Source organism: Pseudonocardia sediminis (assembly GCF_004217185.1).
Taxonomy (GTDB): domain Bacteria; phylum Actinomycetota; class Actinomycetes; order Mycobacteriales; family Pseudonocardiaceae; genus Pseudonocardia; species Pseudonocardia sediminis.
Genome location: NZ_SHKL01000001.1, coordinates 816,776 through 830,587 on the forward strand (window position 1 = coordinate 816,776; position 13,812 = coordinate 830,587).

Consider the following 13,812-nt stretch of genomic DNA (forward strand, 5'->3'; position numbering starts at 1 on the left):
GAGGATCAAGGTGCGCTCCACCAGCAACCCGGCGTTCCGCAACCTGCCCAGCGGGCAGGGTGGCGGGTACGCCTCGTTCGGCAACCAGGGTGGGCTGATGAGCGGCGCGTCCGCTTACGCCGACACCCAGGCGTCGCAGGTCGGCTACGGCCGGGCCGGGAGCGGCGGCCGACCGATCACGATCGACGACATCGTCACGAAGACGGCGGTCAGTGGCGGGCTCGCCATCGTCGCCGGCACGCTCACCGCCCTGAGCGGCCTCTACATCCTGGCGCTCCCCGCGTTCCTGATCGGGATCATCCTGTCGTTCGCTCTGTCCTTCAAGCCGAACTGGGCGAACGCGGGCACGGTCCTGGCCTACTCCGCCCTGATGGGCGTGGCGCTCGGCGGCATCGCCGGGATGCTGGAACAGATCGACAACATGAGGGGCATCGGCTTCCAGGCCCTGCTCGGCACGGTCGGTGTCTTCGTCGGCATGCTCATCGTCTACAAGACCGGCGCGGTCAAGGTGACCCCGCGGTTCACTAAGTGGATGATCGGCGCCCTGATCGGCGTCATGGTCCTGGTGCTCGCACGGTTCGTCGGGGACATCTTCTTCCCGGGCAACCCGATGAGCAGCGGCGGTGCGCTGTCGATCCTGATCAGCCTGGTCATCATCGGTGTCGCCGCGTTCAGCCTCCTGCTGGACTTCGACGCCGCCGACCAGGCCGTGCGCGGCGGTGCCCCGGCGAAGTTCGCCTGGTACATCGCCTTCGGCCTGATGACGACGCTGGTCTGGCTCTACATCGAGATCCTGCGCCTGCTCAGCTACCTGCGCGGCGACTAGCAGCGTCGGTACCCGACTCCCGGTCCTCGTGACCGGGGCGGGCCGGAATCGCCCCCTCCGGCCCACCGCCGCGGACGACGGAGCCCTCGTGCTCCGTTCGTCCGCGGCGTTCGTCGTTCCGGGAGTAATCAGACATAGTTCGTCAAGCGAACTTTAAATACATAAATGCGCACAATGGTCGGCCGATTCGACGGAGCGCATTTCCCGGATTAACGTCCCCCGGACCGCGAGCTCAGGGGGGATCACGTGGCCGGAAGCGCTGCCGCAGGACCACAGGACATCGGGGACGTCATCGTCACCGACGACGCCACGATGAAGCGGGCCGTCGCTGCGGCCGCGATCGGCAACGTCACCGAGTGGTACGACTTCGGCGTCTACTCCTACCTCGTCGAGTCCTCGGTGCAGGAGGTCTTCTTCTCCGGCGCCGGGTCGAACGCCTCCCTGTTCGCGCTGGGCACGTTCGCGGTGTCCTTCCTGGTCCGCCCCATCGGCGGGCTGTTCTTCGGCCCGCTGGGCGACCGGATCGGCCGGACCAAGGTCCTCTCGATCACGGTCATCCTGATGGCGGCCGGCACGTTCCTGCTGGGGCTCGTCCCCAGCTACGCCGCGATCGGCATCGCGTCACCGCTGCTGGTCCTGGTGATCCGGCTGATCCAGGGGTTCTCGACCGGTGGTGAGTACGGCGGTGCGATGACGTTCATCGCGGAGTACTCCGCCGACAAGAAACGCGGATTCTTCGGCAGCTGGCTCGAGTTCGGGACCCTGACCGGATACGCGCTGGGGGCGTCGATCTCGACGGCGCTGGTCTTCTTCCTCCCGCGTGAGGATCTGCTGAGCTGGGGTTTCCGGATCCCGTTCCTGCTCGCTCTTCCGCTGGGCCTGGTCGGGCTCTACCTGCGGAACAAGCTGGAGGAGACCCCGGCGTTCAAGGAGCTGCTCGACAAGTCCGAGAGCAGCGAGGGCACCCCCACCGGCGAGGCCTTCAAGCTCATCTTCACCAAGCACTGGCGCGCGATGCTCGTCGCCGGTGGCCTGATCGTCGCCTGGAACGTCACCAACTACGTGCTGACCGCCTACGTCCCCACCTACACCACCGGGACGCTGCGCGACGCCGGCCTGGAGAGCGTCTCCAGCACGACGTCCAACCTGCTGCAGATCGGTGTGCTGCTGATCCTGATGGTCGTGATCACGTTCCTCGGGCGGATCAGCGACCGGATCGGCCGCAAGCCGCTCCTGATCACCGGTTCGATCATGTTGGTCGTGCTGGGCCTGCCGTCGGTGCTGCTGCTGCAGTCCGGGCTGTTCGGGCAGATGGGCGGCCTGCTGATCATGGGCCTCACGCTCGTGATGTTCTCCTCGATCTGCCCGTCCACGCTGCCGTCGCTGTTCCCGACCGAGATCCGCTACGGCGGGCTGTCGATCACGTTCAACCTGTTTGTCTCGGCCTTCGCCGGGACCGCGGCCACCGTGATCGCGGCGCTGGTGACGCTGACCGGCGACCTCAACTGGCCGGGCTACTACCTGATCGCGGCCGGCGTCGTCGGCCTGGTCAGCTGCTACTTCCTCGTCGAGTCCGCGGGCAGGCCGCTGGAGGGCTCCAAGCCCGCGGTGGCGACCGAGGAGGAGGCACGGGAGCTCGTGGCGGCCGGACAGCGCTAGCCCGCCGGGTCGTGTGTGGGCCGGATCACGTCTAGCATCACCGGCGTGACCGGGGACCGGTCGGTGCTCACCGGCGTCGTGCTGTTCGCGCTGATCGCCTTCTCACCCGCGGTGCTGCTGTGGCTGGTGCTGCGCCTGCCCCGTGCGGTGCAGGTGCTCTGGGAACGGTGGCGCCCCGCTCCGCAGGCCCGTGCGACGCGGGCACCGCTGGAGTCTCTGGTCCGGAACCTGCGCCGCCTGCACGCCGAACGGCGGGGCCCGCCGGCCACGACCCGGGTCCGCCGCACGGCCCTGCTGGCCGCCTACGACGACGTCCTGCTCGACGTGTGCGACGCCGTCGGGATCCCGGACCCGCCGCTGCGGGCGGCGGTCGTGGCGGGCGGGACGGCCGGGGCGCTCGACCCGGACCGCGACCTGGCCCGGCTGCGGACCGAGGCCGCGGTCGAGGAGGCCGGGATCGCCCTGGACCGCCCGGCGGCCGCCTGACCCCCGACACGACGGTCGCCGCGTACCCGGACCGGGTACGCGGCGACCGAACGTGGTGGAACGGGTCAGCTCAGGCGCTCGAGCACCATCGCCATGCCCTGGCCACCGCCGACGCACATCGTCTCGAGCCCGAAGCGCCCGTCGCGGGCACGCAGGCCGTTGAGCAGCGTGGTGGTGATCCGGGCGCCGGTCATGCCGAACGGGTGGCCGAGCGCGATCGCGCCGCCGTGCACGTTCAGCTTCTCCTCGTCGACGCCCAGCTGCCGCGCCGAGGGCAGGACCTGCGCGGCGAACGCCTCGTTGATCTCGACGAGGTCGATGTCGCCGATCGTGAGCCCGGCACGGGAGAGCGCCTGCTTCGAGGCCTCCACCGGCCCGAGACCCATGATCTCCGGGGACAGCCCGGTGACGCCGGTCGAGACGACCCGCGCGAGCGGGGTCAGGCCCAGCTGCTTCGCCTTGGTGTCGGACATGATCACCAGGGCCGCGGCGCCGTCGTTGAGCGGGCACGCGTTGGCCGCGGTGATCCGTCCGTCCGGGCGGAACACCGGCTTGAGCTGCGAGACACCCTCGTAGGTGGTGCCGGCGCGCGGGCCGTCGTCGGTGCTGACGACGGTGCCGTCGGGCAGGGTCACCGGCGAGATCTCGCGCTCGAAGAAGCCGTTCGCGATCGCCTTCTCGGCCAGGTTCTGCGACCGGACCGCGAAGTGGTCCATGTCCTCACGGCTGACGTCGGCGGCGCGCGCCACGTTCTCCGCGGTCTGGCCCATCGCGATGTAGGCGTCCGGGAGCTCGCCGAGCGTGCGCGGGTCGGTCCAGGTCTCCGAGCCGGCCTGCGCGGTGGCGAGGGTGCGGGCCTCGGCGTCTGCGAAGAGCGGGTTGTGCGTGTCCGGCCAGGAGTCGGAGGTGCCCTTGGCGAACCGGGACACGGTCTCGACACCCGCGGAGACGAACACGTCGCCCTCGCCGGCCTTGATCGCGTGCAGCGCCATCCGGGTGGTCTGCAGCGACGACGAGCAGTAGCGGGTGATGGTCGTGCCGGGCACGGTGTCGTAGCCCAGCTGCACGGCCACGATGCGGGCGAGGTTGTTGCCCTGCTCGCCCCCGGGCAGGCCGCAGCCCAGCATCAGGTCGTCGATCTCGGTCGGGTCCAGCTCCGGGACCTGGGCCAGGGCCGCGCGCACCATCTGCACGGTCAGGTCGTCCGGGCGCATGCCGGCCAGGGATCCCTTGTTCGCGCGGCCGATCGGCGATCGGGCCGCGGCGACGATCACGGCTTCGGGCATCGTCGTCCTCCTCCGGGTCTCGGGAGATGTCGTCGCAATGACTGTACTCGCGAGTAACCTGGGGTGCGGGAGTGACGATCGTCGCCTCACCCGGCGGGGGACCGCCTACGGGTCGTCGCGGGGCCGCGCCGCGAGGCTGCGGCGCATCGTCTGCATCGCCCGGTGCTGGGCGACGCGGACGGCGCCCGCGGTGGACCCCACGGTCCGTGCGGTCTCCTCCGCGGACAGGCCGGTGATCAGCCGCAGCACGACGATCTCGCGCTGCTGGGCGGGCAGCTCGTCGAGCAGCTCGCGCAGCATGTCCTTCTCGGCGAGCGCCAGCGCGGACGGCTCCGGGCCGGACGCGTCGTCGGCCCGCTCGGGGATCTCCTCGACGGGGTCGCTGCGGTCCCGCGCGGCCGCCCGGAAGACGTCGGCCACCTTGTTCCGGGCGATGCCGTAGACGAACGCGAGGAACGGGCCTTCGAGGTCGCGGAAGCGGTGCAGGGACGTGCACACGGCCATCAGGACGTCCTGGGCGACGTCCTCCGGGGTGGTGATGCCGACCGCGCGTCCGCCCAGACGTCCACGGCAGTAGCGCACGACGACCGGCCCGGTCCGGGCGAGCAGCTCGTTCAGTGCGTTCCGGTCGCCGTCGACGGCGGCGAGGGCCAGGCGGGCGAGCAGCAGGTCCAGATCGGCGTCCGCCTGCGCCCGCGCGGAGGCCGGGGACGGCGGTGACGCGGTCGGGTCGCGCTGCACCGGAGTGCTCCTTCGAAGCCGGGACGGGGAGGGGTGAACCGGATGGGGATGGGGTGACGCGAACTCTAGCGCCACGATCCCGATCTCGGCACCCCGCCACGTCGGGGGCGTCACGGTCCACCCGACGCCGCGGGGTGCGACGATTGACCCATGCGCTATGTGGAACACGTCGTCGACCTGGTCGGCAACACCCCGCTGGTCCGGTTGGGGACGGTCGCAGAGGGTCTCGACCCGCTGGTGCTGGCGAAGGTCGAGTACCTGAACCCGGGCGGCAGCGTGAAGGACCGGATCGCGCTGCGCATGATCGAGGCCGCCGAGGCCTCCGGCGAGCTGAAGCCGGGCGGCACGATCGTGGAGCCGACGTCGGGCAACACCGGTGTCGGGCTGGCGATGGTCGCGCAGCGCAAGGGTTACCGCTGCATCTTCGTCTGCCCGGACAAGGTCGGTGAGGACAAGCGCAACGTGCTCAAGGCCTACGGCGCCGAGGTCGTCGTGTGCCCGACGGCGGTGGAGCCGGAGCACCCGGACTCCTACTACCAGACCTCCGACCGGTTGGCCCGCGAGACCGAGGGCGGCTGGAAGCCGAACCAGTACGCGAACCAGGCCAACCCGGAGTCGCACTACGCGACGACCGGCCCGGAGATCTGGGAGCAGACCGAAGGGAAGATCACGCACTTCGTGGCCGGGATCGGCACCGGCGGCACGATCAGCGGCGTCGGCCGCTACCTCAAGGACGTCTCCGGCGGCCGCGTGAAGGTCGTCGGCGCGGACCCGGAGGGCTCGGTCTACAGCGGCGGCTCGGGACGTCCGTACCTGGTCGAGGGGGTCGGCGAGGACTTCTGGCCGAGCACCTACGACAAGGACATCTGCGACGAGATCGTCGCCGTCTCCGACGCGGACTCGTTCGAGATGACCCGCCGGATGGCCCAGGAGGAGGCGCTGCTGGTCGGCGGCTCCTGCGGGATGGCCACCGTCGCCGCGCTGCGGGTCGCCGCGTCGGCGCCGGCCGACTCGGTGATCGTCGTGTTGCTGCCCGACGGCGGCCGCGGCTACCTGGGCAAGGTGTTCAACGACGGCTGGATGTCGAGCTACGGGTTCCTGCCCCCGACCGAGGGCGCGACCATCGGAGACGTGCTGCGCCGCAAGGACGGCTCGATCCCGGACTTCGTGCACGCGCACCCGAACGAGACGGTCGCCGACGCCGTGCTCTACCTGCGGGAGTTCAACGTCTCGCAGATGCCGGTCGTGCGGGCCGAGCCGCCGGTGATGGCTGCCGAGGTCGCCGGTGCGGTGGTGGAGAAGGACATCCTCGACGCGCTGTTCAACGGCCGGGCCCAGCTCTCGGACCGGCTCGAGAACCACATGTCCAAGAACCTGCCGACGCTCGGGGCCGGGGAGTCGCTGCAGAACGCGATGACCGCGTTCGCGACCGCGGACGCCGCGCTGGTGCTCGTCGACGGCAAGCCGGCCGGGGTGGTCACCCGCTCCGACGTGCTGTCGTTCCTCGGCAACGGGTAGCCGCCGGGGCCGCGGACGGGCGTCGCACGACCGTGGCGGGACTCTCGCAGCCCCGTCACGGCGGCGGGCGTAGCGTTTCGGACCATGCAGGGTTTCTCCACGCGCGCCATCCACGCCGGCCAGGAGCCGGACCCGACGACCGGTGCGGTCATCGGACCGATCCACACCAGCTCGACGTTCGCCCAGGACGGCGTCGGCGGCACCCGCGGCGGGTACGAGTACTCGCGCAGTGCCAACCCGACCCGGACGGCCCTGCAGGAGTGTCTGGCCTCGCTGGAGGGCGGTCGGCATGCGCACGCGTTCGGCTCCGGCATGGGCGCCACCGACACGCTGCTGCGGATCCTGCTGCGCCCGGGCGACCACCTCGTCATCCCGCACGACGCCTACGGCGGCACGTTCCGGCTGGTGGACAAGGTCCTCTCCGGGTGGGGCGTGGAGTACACCGCCGTCGACCTCGGTGACCTCGACGCGCTGCGCGCCGCGCTGCGCCCGACCACGAAGGTCGTCTGGTGCGAGACGCCGACGAACCCGCTGCTGGGCATCGCCGACATCGCGGGCCTCGCCGAGGTCGCCCACTCCGGCGACGCCCGCCTCGTCGTCGACAACACGTTCGCCTCGCCGTACCTGCAGACCCCTCTCGCGCTCGGCGCGGACGTCGTCCTGCACTCGACGACGAAGTACATCGGCGGGCACTCCGATGTCGTCGGCGGTGCGCTGGTGACCTCGGACGACGAGCTGGCCGACCGGATCTCCTTCACCCAGAACTCGGTCGGATCGGTCCCCGGACCGTTCGACGCCTACCTGACGCTGCGCGGGGCCAAGACCCTCGCCGTGCGGATGGAGCGCCACAGCGACAACGCCGAGCGCGTCGCCGAGCTGCTGGCCGCGCACCCGGCCGTGAGCACCGTGCTCTACCCGGGCCTGCCCGAGCACCCGGGGCACGAGGTCGCGGCCAAGCAGATGCGCCGCTTCGGCGGGATGGTCTCGTTCCTGGCCGCGGGCGGGCGCGAGGCGGCCCTGACGATCTGCGCGTCGACGAAGCTGTTCACCCTGGCCGAGTCGCTCGGCGGGGTGGAGTCGCTGATCGAACACCCGGGCCAGATGACGCACGCGTCGGTGGCCGGGTCGATGCTCGAGGTCCCGGACTCGCTCGTCCGGCTCTCGGTCGGGATCGAGGACGTCGACGACCTGCTCGACGACCTGCGCTCGGCCCTGGACGCCGCGAGCGCCTGACCCGTCCTACGAGCGGCCGGCCGCGCTCAGCTGCGCGACGGCACCGGGGCCTCCGGTGCCGCCGCCGGCGGGGCGGGCGACGGGGGGACGATCAGGTCGCCGGGCTCGATGCAGCCGCCGACCAGCACGGAACCGCCGTCGGGCAGCAGGGCGTAGTGCGCCGGCTCGTCGCAGCCCGCGGTGCGCACCGTGACCACGGCCAGCGCCGCGAGCCCGGCGGCGACCAGCAGTGGTGCGGTGGTCCGCAGCCGCGTCATCAGCGTCCTTCCGCCCGACACCCGGGGATCCGTACGGTCCGGTGCGGTGTTCGGAGCCGCACACGGCGAGTTCTGCCGAGGTTACCGGGCGGATGTCAGGATGGCTGGTATGGCTGCTCGTCCCACCACTTCGTCAGCGGAACGGGTGGCCGTGCCCGTGCCGGCGACCCCGGTCGGCCTGGCCGACATCGAGGCCGCGCGGTCGTTGCTCGAGGGCGTCGTGAGGGTCACGCCGATCGCCGGCGCGCGGGCGCTCGGCGAGCTGACGGGCACCCCGGTGTGGCTCAAGTGCGAGAACCTGCAGCGCACCGGCTCGTTCAAGATCCGCGGCGGGTACACCCGGATCGCCCGGCTCACCGCCGCCGAGCGGGAGCACGGGGTGGTCGCGGCGAGCGCCGGCAACCACGCCCAGGGCGTCGCGCTGGCCGCGCGGCTGCTCGGGGTGAGCGCGACGGTGTTCATGCCCGAGCGCGCGGCCCTGCCGAAGGTCGACGCGACCCGCGGCTACGGCGCGGTGGTGCACCTGCGCGGCGAGACCGTGGACGACGCCGTCGCCGAGGCCACCGCGTTCGCCCGGGAGACCGGTGCGGTGTTCGTGCACCCGTTCGACCACCCGGACATCATCGCCGGGCAGGGGACGGTCGGGCTGGAGATCCTGGAGCAGGTGCCGGACGTGGCCACGGTGCTCGTCGCGGCCGGCGGCGGCGGCCTGCTCGGCGGTGTCGCGGCGGCGATCCGGGCCCGCCGCCCGGACGTGCGGATCGTCGGGGTGCAGGCCGCCGGGGCCGCGGCCTGGCCGGCCTCGCTCGCGGCGGGGGAGCCGGTCGCGGTGACCGGAATGCGCACGATCGCCGACGGGATCGCCGTCGGACGTCCCGGTGACACGACGTTCTCGCAGGTCAGCTCGCTGATCGACGAGCTGGTGACGGTCGGGGAGGACGCGCTGTCCCGGGCGCTGGTGCACTGCCTGGAGCGGGCCAAGATGGTCGTCGAACCGGCCGGGGTGGCGCCGGTGGCCGCGCTGCTGGAGGAGCCGGCCCGGTGGCCCGGGCCGATCGTCGCGGTGCTCTCCGGCGGCAACGTCGACCCGCTGGTGATGCTGCAGGTGATCCAGCGCGGCCTGGTCGCGGCGTCGCGCTACCTGACGTTGCGCGTGCAGGTGCCCGACCGGCCGGGGTCGCTGGCGTCGCTGCTGGCCCGGGTCGGCGGGCTCGGCGCGAACGTCACCGACGTCGCGCACTCGCGGGTCAGCGGACCGATCCCGGTCGGAGAGGTCGACGTCGAGATCAGTCTGGAGACGCGCGGCGCCGAGCACTGCGACCGGATCGTGGCCGAGCTCGAGGCCGCCGGCGACGTCGTGACCGTCACCGGGGGAGGACGTCCGGGAACCGGAACGGGCCCGGCCGAGAACGGCCGGGCCCGCGACGGGAGATCGTGACGATCAGCCGGTGAACGGCTCCACCGCGACCAGGCTGACCTTCATGTTGCCGCCGTCGGGCAGCTGGTACTCGCGGGTCTCGCCCGGCTTGGCGCCGAGCAGGGCCGCTCCGAGCGGGGAGTTCGGCGAGACGACCTGCAGGTCGCCGTGGCTGCCCTCCTCGCGGGAGCCGAGCAGGACCTTCTCGCTGTCGTCGTCGTCGTAACGGATCGTCAGCACGGTGCCGGGGGATGCCTGGTCGTTGCTGCTCGGGGCGGTGCCGACCTGGGCGGTGCGCAGCAGCTCCTGCAGCTGGCGGATCCGGGCCTCCTGCTGGCCCTGGTCCTCGCGGGCGGCGTGGTAGCCACCGTTCTCCTTCAGGTCGCCCTCCTCGCGCCGGGCGTTGATCTCGGCGGCGATGACGGGCCGGTTCGCGATGAGCCCGTCCAGCTCGGACTTGAGCCGGTCGTAGGCCTCCTGGGTCAACCAGGTCGCCTGGGTATCCGTCACCGTCATCACTCCTCCAGGGAAACAGGGCACCATGACGCCGTCCGAGCGCGCAGAGCGCGTACGGACACGCGTCGGTGCTGCTCCGGGCGGCCAGCCCCGAGTAAGGAAAAACACGACCCGCCTGCGGGCCGTGTGCGGTTCACCTTATCACGGGACGGGCCGCTCGTCGCAGCCTTTCGTCCAACGGACGGTGCGTCGCAATAGTTCCCGGGGCCGGCATCGTTGCAGGTAGAAGAACTGTGGCGGCCGTCCGGCGGTCGCGTCGGCGCCGCCGGTCCACCGCTGACCGCGCGGGCGCGTGCGGCGGGGAAGATCCGGGCCCGGGACGACGTTGGAGTGGTTCGGGGAGCCGCTCGGGTCCGCACTCGCAGGCGGATCGTCGGACCCCTCTGCCAAGATTGCCGCGTCGCCGTCACCGGCGACGTCCGGCCGTCAGACCTGGGAAAGGATCCCGCCTCCATGACCCCGACCGACGTCCTCGCCCCCGGTGAGCGGCCCCGTCTGATGACGGTGCACGCGCACCCGGACGACGAGTCCAGCAAGGGTGCGGCCACGAGCGCCCGCTACGTCGCCGAGGGCCACGACGTCATGGTCGTGACCTGCACCGGCGGTGAGGCCGGCAGCATCCTGAACCCGGCCATGGACCGGCCCGACGTGATCGCGAACATGGGCGAGGTCCGCCGCGCCGAGATGGCCCGCGCCGCCGAGATCCTCGGTGTGGCGCACCGCTGGCTGGGCTTCATCGACTCCGGGCTGCCCGAGGGCGACCCCAAGCCGCCGCTGCCGGAGGGCTGCTTCGCGCTCGGCGACCTCGAGGAGCAGACCGAGGCGCTGGTCCGGGTGATCCGCGAGTTCCGCCCGCACGTCCTGATCACCTACGACGAGAACGGCGGCTACCCGCACCCGGACCACATCCGCACCCACGAGGTGTCGATGGCGGCCTGGGAGGCGTCGAACGACCCGGAGCGCTTCCCCGACGCCGGTGCGCCGTGGCAGCCGCTGAAGCTCTACTACGGCCACGGGTTCTCCCGCGCCCGGATCCTCGCGTTCCACGAGGCGATCCTGGAGTCCGGGGCGGAGTCGCCCTACGAGGAGTGGCTGGCGAACTGGAACTCCGACCGTCCGGACCCGGGTACGCGCGTCACGACGAAGGTGCCCTGCGCGGAGTTCTTCCCCCAGCGCGACGACGCGCTCCGGGCGCACGCCACCCAGATCGACCCGACCAGCCGCTGGTTCCACACGCCGCTGGACATGCAGGCCCGTGTCTGGCCGACCGAGGACTACGAGCTGGTGACGTCGCTGGTGGAGACCACGCTCCCGGAGGACGATCTGTTCGCCGGCATCCGCGAGCTCGCCGAGCAGCGCCGCGCGGGCTGATCGGACGTACGGCGTAACCTGGGAGTTCGGTGATCGGGTGCGCTGCGCCCGGCCGGATCTCGGACGAGGGAGGCGACAGCGGTGCTGGTCGACACGGGAGTGGTGCCGGCGTCGCAGTCGTCGGTCCTGGTACCCGCACAGGAGCCGGCCCCGCCGCCCGGCAAGGGCCCGGAGTTCGGCAACTCCTCGCCGGTCGGGCTCGTCGTCGTCCTGCTGCTGCTGATCGCCACCGTGGTGCTGATCCGCTCGATGAGCGGCCGGATCAAGCGGCTGCCGGAGTCGTTCGACCCGGCCGATGAGACCGACGGCCCCGCGGCGGCCGGGACCGGGGACCGCTCCGACCGGTCCTGACCGGCCGCCGTCAGGTGTCCGGCGACGGTCGGGGCCCTCTGGGAGGGTGACCGGCATGTCCAACCGGCTCGCCTCGGCCACCAGCCCGTACCTGCTCCAGCACGCCGACAACCCCGTCGACTGGTGGGAGTGGTCGCCCGAGGCGTTCGCCGCCGCCCGTGAACGCGGCGTCCCGGTCCTGCTCTCGGTCGGCTACGCGGCCTGTCACTGGTGCCACGTGATGGCGCACGAGTCGTTCGAGGACCCGGCGACGGCCGAGCAGGTCAACCGCGAGTACGTGGCGATCAAGGTCGACCGCGAGGAGCGCCCGGACATCGACGCCGTCTACATGGCGGCGACGCAGGCGATGACCGGCCAGGGCGGCTGGCCGATGACGTGCTTCCTCACCCCGGACGGAGAGCCGTTCCAGTGCGGGACCTACTACCCGCTGCAGCCCCGGCACGGGATGCCCTCGTTCCGGCAGGTGCTCGACGCCGTCACGACGGCATGGACGCAGGACGGCGACCGCATCCGCTCCGCCGCGGGCGACATCGCCGAGAAGCTGGCCGCGCAGGCCGCCGCGTCGCCGGAGCCGGCGACGATCGGGGACGAGCGGCTCGACGCCGCGGTGCAGATCCTGGCCGGCGAGTTCGACCCGGAGAACGCCGGGTTCGGGGGCGCGCCGAAGTTCCCGCCGTCGATGGTGCTGGAGTTCCTGCTGCGCCACCACGAGCGCACCGGGTTCGGGCCCGCCCTCGACCTGGCGTCGCGGACCTGCGAGGCGATGGCCCGCGGCGGGATGTACGACCAGCTCGCCGGCGGGTTCGCGCGCTACAGCGTCGACGCCGGCTGGGTGGTGCCGCACTTCGAGAAGATGCTCTACGACAACGCCCAGCTGCTGCGCGCCTACGCCCACCTCGCCCGTCGCACCGGCTCGCCGCTGGCGCACCGGGTCACCGTCGCGACGGCGGAGTTCCTGATGCGCGACCTGCGCACGCCCGAGGGCGGGTTCGCCTCCGCGCTCGACGCCGACACCGACGGCGTCGAGGGCCTGACCTACGCCTGGACGCCGGACCAGCTGCGCGAGGTCCTCGGCGACGACGACGGCGCCTGGGCCGCGGACCTGCTCGGCGTCACCGCCGCGGGCACGTTCGAGCACGGCAGCTCCACCCTGCAGCTGCTGCGTGACCCGGACGACCCGCCGCGCTGGGAGCGGATCCGCGCCGCGCTGCTCGCCGCCCGCGACACCCGCCCGCAGCCCGCCCGTGACGACAAGGTCGTCACCGCCTGGAACGCGATGGCCGTGCTCGCCCTGGCCGAGGCCGGCGGCGCCCTCGGACGCCCGGACTGGGTGCACGAGGCGGGGCGCACCGCCGACCTGCTGCTCTCGAGCCACGTCGTCGACGGCCGGTTGCGGCGCTCGTCGCGCGACGGGGTGGTGGGTGCCGCCGCCGGCGTGCTCGACGACCACGCCCTGCTCGTCGAGGCCCTGCTGGCGCTGCACCAGGCGACGGGGGACCCGGCGCGCCTGTCCGCCGCCGAGGACCTGCTCGCCACCACGCTGGAGCATTTCGCCGACCCGGAGCGGCCGGGTGTCTACCTCGACACCGCCGACGACGCCGAGGAGCTCCTGCACCGCCCGCGGGAGATCACCGACAACGCGACCCCGGCCGGCGCGTCGTCACTGGTCAACGCGCTGCTGACGGCGTCGGTGCTGACCACTCCGGAGCGCTCGTCGGACTACCGCGACGCCGCCGAGACCGCGCTCAGCACGATCGGTGCGGTGTTGCCGCGAGCGGCGCGGTTCACCGGGCACTGGCTCACCGCGGCCGAGGCGATGGAGGCGGGACCGCTGCAGGTCGCCGTCGTCGGGGACTCGGCGGCGCTGCTCGACCGCGCGCGTCGGGACGCGCCCGGCGGCACCGTCGTCGTGGGCGGGGAGCCGGGGACGGCCGGGGTCCCGCTGCTCGACGGGCGGGGGCTGGTCGACGGTGTCCCCGCCGCCTACGTGTGCCGGGGGTTCGTCTGCGACCGCCCGGTGACCGACCCGGACGAGCTCGCCGCCCTCTTGCGTCCCGCCTGAACCGCCCCGCCCGCCCGCGTCCTCCGTGGGCGAACACCCGTCGCACCGGAAGAGTGTAATTATGTAATCACTGCAGGAGATGCGATGGG

The 13,812-nt window shown here is 72.3% G+C and carries 13 protein-coding genes; 9 read left to right on the forward strand and 4 right to left on the reverse strand.

Features of this window, described 5'->3' with window-relative positions:
- Positions 1 to 10 precede the first annotated feature (10 nt).
- From EV383_RS04005 to EV383_RS04015, 3 genes are all read left to right on the forward strand, one after another.
- Positions 11 to 826, forward strand: a complete 816-nt coding sequence (locus EV383_RS04005; protein WP_130288663.1) for a Bax inhibitor-1/YccA family protein — start codon at positions 11 to 13, stop codon at positions 824 to 826.
- A gap of 246 nt (positions 827 to 1,072) precedes the next feature.
- On the forward strand, positions 1,073 to 2,485 hold the full coding sequence (locus tag EV383_RS04010; protein WP_341273700.1) for an MFS transporter: 1,413 nt from the start codon (positions 1,073 to 1,075) through the stop codon (positions 2,483 to 2,485).
- 45 nt (positions 2,486 to 2,530) lie between these two features.
- On the forward strand, positions 2,531 to 2,971 hold the full coding sequence (locus tag EV383_RS04015) for a hypothetical protein (RefSeq protein ID WP_130288664.1): 441 nt from the start codon (positions 2,531 to 2,533) through the stop codon (positions 2,969 to 2,971).
- A 65-nt stretch (positions 2,972 to 3,036) separates the two neighbouring features.
- On the opposite strand, the gene EV383_RS04020 is transcribed toward EV383_RS04015, so the two are convergent.
- The gene (locus tag EV383_RS04020) at positions 3,037 to 4,257 is read right to left on the reverse strand and encodes an acetyl-CoA C-acetyltransferase (protein ID WP_130288665.1); all 1,221 of its coding nucleotides are present in this window, start codon (positions 4,255 to 4,257) and stop codon (positions 3,037 to 3,039) included.
- A gap of 105 nt (positions 4,258 to 4,362) precedes the next feature.
- The gene (gene shbA / locus EV383_RS04025; RefSeq protein WP_130293826.1) at positions 4,363 to 4,932 is read right to left on the reverse strand and encodes an RNA polymerase sigma factor ShbA; all 570 of its coding nucleotides are present in this window, start codon (positions 4,930 to 4,932) and stop codon (positions 4,363 to 4,365) included.
- A 216-nt stretch (positions 4,933 to 5,148) separates the two neighbouring features.
- On the opposite strand from shbA, the gene EV383_RS04030 reads away from it, so the two are divergent.
- Complete coding sequence (locus EV383_RS04030) at positions 5,149 to 6,516, forward strand: cystathionine beta-synthase (protein WP_130288666.1); 1,368 nt, start codon at positions 5,149 to 5,151, stop codon at positions 6,514 to 6,516.
- Positions 6,517 to 6,600: 84 nt separating this feature from the next.
- Positions 6,601 to 7,749 carry a cystathionine gamma-synthase gene (locus EV383_RS04035; RefSeq protein ID WP_130288667.1) on the forward strand — a complete coding sequence of 383 codons (1,149 nt, stop codon included), beginning with the start codon at positions 6,601 to 6,603 and terminating at the stop codon, positions 7,747 to 7,749.
- A 26-nt stretch (positions 7,750 to 7,775) separates the two neighbouring features.
- Here EV383_RS04035 and EV383_RS04040 read toward each other — a convergent pair whose 3' ends face one another.
- A complete protein-coding gene (locus tag EV383_RS04040; protein ID WP_130288668.1) occupies positions 7,776 to 8,006 on the reverse strand; it encodes a hypothetical protein in 231 nt (76 codons plus the stop codon).
- A gap of 157 nt (positions 8,007 to 8,163) precedes the next feature.
- Here EV383_RS04040 and ilvA point away from each other — a divergent pair, with 157 nt between their 5' ends.
- Positions 8,164 to 9,444 (forward strand): threonine ammonia-lyase, encoded by a 1,281-nt coding sequence (gene ilvA / locus EV383_RS04045; RefSeq protein WP_242622880.1) that lies wholly within the window; start codon positions 8,164 to 8,166, stop codon positions 9,442 to 9,444.
- Positions 9,445 to 9,447: 3 nt separating this feature from the next.
- On the opposite strand, the gene greA is transcribed toward ilvA, so the two are convergent.
- Positions 9,448 to 9,933: a transcription elongation factor GreA gene (greA, locus tag EV383_RS04050; protein WP_207223427.1), complete on the reverse strand. Its 486-nt coding sequence runs from the start codon at positions 9,931 to 9,933 to the stop codon at positions 9,448 to 9,450.
- A 459-nt stretch (positions 9,934 to 10,392) separates the two neighbouring features.
- On the opposite strand from greA, the gene mca reads away from it, so the two are divergent.
- The 3 genes from mca (at position 10,393) to EV383_RS04065 (ending at position 13,723) form a co-directional block, all read left to right on the forward strand.
- The gene (mca, locus tag EV383_RS04055) at positions 10,393 to 11,310 is read left to right on the forward strand and encodes a mycothiol conjugate amidase Mca (protein WP_130288671.1); all 918 of its coding nucleotides are present in this window, start codon (positions 10,393 to 10,395) and stop codon (positions 11,308 to 11,310) included.
- An 81-nt stretch (positions 11,311 to 11,391) separates the two neighbouring features.
- Positions 11,392 to 11,661 (forward strand): hypothetical protein, encoded by a 270-nt coding sequence (locus EV383_RS04060; RefSeq protein WP_207223428.1) that lies wholly within the window; start codon positions 11,392 to 11,394, stop codon positions 11,659 to 11,661.
- Positions 11,662 to 11,716: 55 nt separating this feature from the next.
- On the forward strand, positions 11,717 to 13,723 hold the full coding sequence (locus EV383_RS04065) for a thioredoxin domain-containing protein (protein WP_130288672.1): 2,007 nt from the start codon (positions 11,717 to 11,719) through the stop codon (positions 13,721 to 13,723).
- Positions 13,724 to 13,812: the final 89 nt, after the last annotated feature.

What these genes read in the sequence shown, in the direction of transcription:
- EV383_RS04020 (WP_130288665.1), bottom strand. Translation starts at nt 4,257, where the DNA reads ATGCCCGAAGCCGTGATCGTCGCCGCGGCCCGATCGCCGATCGGCCGC.
- EV383_RS04030 (WP_130288666.1), top strand. Translation starts at nt 5,149, where the DNA reads ATGCGCTATGTGGAACACGTCGTCGACCTGGTCGGCAACACCCCGCTG.
- EV383_RS04035 (WP_130288667.1), top strand. Translation starts at nt 6,601, where the DNA reads ATGCAGGGTTTCTCCACGCGCGCCATCCACGCCGGCCAGGAGCCGGAC.
- EV383_RS04040 (WP_130288668.1), bottom strand. Translation starts at nt 8,006, where the DNA reads ATGACGCGGCTGCGGACCACCGCACCACTGCTGGTCGCCGCCGGGCTC.
- mca (WP_130288671.1), top strand. Translation starts at nt 10,393, where the DNA reads ATGACCCCGACCGACGTCCTCGCCCCCGGTGAGCGGCCCCGTCTGATG.
- EV383_RS04065 (WP_130288672.1), top strand. Translation starts at nt 11,717, where the DNA reads ATGTCCAACCGGCTCGCCTCGGCCACCAGCCCGTACCTGCTCCAGCAC.